A 1,840-nucleotide genomic window follows, 5' to 3' on the forward strand; every position below is an offset into this window, starting at 1 on the left:
CTGGTCAAAGCCGGTTCAGAGGCATGTCGGTTGGGCTACGTTGTGACCATTTGAATCAGTGACCGTTGTACCGCACGGGAGAGTTGGCGCATGGCGACCATCGAGTACCTCCGGACGGATCCCGACCTGCCACCGGTGGGCGTCGTGGACCGGACACCCATGACAACGGCGAAGAAGGGCATCTTCCTCGCCATCGCCGTCGTCGGCGCGATCGCCTGGGCCATCCTCGCGTTCATGCGTGGCGAGAACGTGAACGCGGTGTGGATCGTCATCGCGGCCCTGTGCACGTACGTGCTCGCCTACCAGTTCTACGCGCGGCTCATCGAATACAAGATCACCAAGCCGCGTGACGATGTCGCCACTCCCGCCGAGGAGATGGAGAACGGCAAGGATTACATGCCGATGGACCGGCGGGTCCTGTTCGGCCACCACTTCGCCGCCATCGCCGGCGCGGGCCCGCTGGTCGGTCCGGTGCTCGCCGCCCAGATGGGCTACCTACCCGGCACCATCTGGATCATCGTCGGCGTGGTGCTGGCCGGTGCGGTGCAGGACTATTTGGTCCTGTGGGCGTCGGTGAAGCGCCGTGGCCGCTCGCTGGGCCAGATGGCGCGCGACGAACTCGGTGTGGTCGGCGGCGTGGCGGCCATCGTCGCCGTGCTCGTCATCATGATGATCCTGCTCGCCGTGCTCGGCATCGTCGTCGTGAATGCCCTTGCGGCGACCGAGAACAAGACCACCCACGTTCTCGAGGGCGGCAGCCCGTGGGGTGTGTTCTCCATCGCCATGACCATCCCGATCGCGCTGTTCATGGGCTTGTACCTGCGCTACCTGCGGCCCGGCAAGGTCGGCGAGGTGTCGATCATCGGTTTCGCGGCGCTGATGCTGGCCATCATCTCCGGCAACTGGGTCGCCGGATCCGGTTGGGGCCGTGACCTGTTCACGCTGTCGGGCACCACCATCTCCTGGATGCTGATCATCTACGGCTTCGTCGCGTCGGTGCTGCCGGTGTGGATGCTGCTCGCCCCGCGCGACTACCTGTCGACCTTCATGAAGATCGGCACCATCGGCCTGCTCGCCCTCGGCGTGCTCGCCACCATGCCGGTGCTGAAGGCCCCCGCGGTCTCCCAGTTCGCGAGCAACTCCAACGGACCGTCCTTCGCGGGCAGCCTGTTCCCGTTCCTGTTCATCACCATCGCGTGCGGCGCGCTGTCGGGCTTCCACTCGCTGGTGTCCTCGGGCACCACGCCCAAACTGCTGGAGAAGCAGTCGCAGGCGCGGATGATCGGCTACGGCGGCATGCTCATGGAGTCGTTCGTCGCGGTCATGGCCATCATCGCGGCGTCGATCCTGGACCAGCACCTGTACTTCGCGATCAACACCCCCAATATGACCTCCGCGCAGGCGGCCGCCGACAGCGTCAACAAGCTCGGCCTGAGCGGCAACCCGATCGACGCGCAGTACCTGAACGACGTGGCGGCGGGCACGGGCGAGTCCCGGGTCTACTCCCGCACCGGTGGCGCGCCCACCCTCGCCATCGGCATGACCGAGATCATGCACAAGTTCATCGGCGGCAACAGCCTCAAGGCGTTCTGGTACCACTTCGCCATCATGTTCGAGGCGCTGTTCATCCTCACCACCATCGACGCGGGCACCCGTGTCGCGCGGTTCATGCTCTCGGACTCGCTGGGCAACCTGGGCGGCGCCGCCAAGAAGTTCCGCGACCCGTCGTGGTGGCCGGGCGTGTTCATCTGCTCCGGACTCGTGGTGGCCGCGTGGGGTTCGGTGCTGCTGATGGGTGTCACCGACCCGCTGGGCGGCATCAACACGCTCTACCCGCTGT

Annotated in this window: 1 protein-coding gene; it reads left to right on the plus strand. The window is 66.0% G+C overall.

What is annotated here, in order from left to right; translation table 11 throughout:
* Positions 1 to 159: 159 nt before the first annotated feature.
* On the plus strand, positions 160 to 1,840 hold a 1,681-nt coding region (locus tag ACIRS4_RS36390), incomplete at its 3' end, for a carbon starvation CstA family protein (protein ID WP_404204267.1).

The sequence above is a fragment of the Streptomyces sp. NPDC101166 genome (genome assembly GCF_044768125.1).
GTDB lineage: Bacteria > Actinomycetota > Actinomycetes > Streptomycetales > Streptomycetaceae > Streptomyces.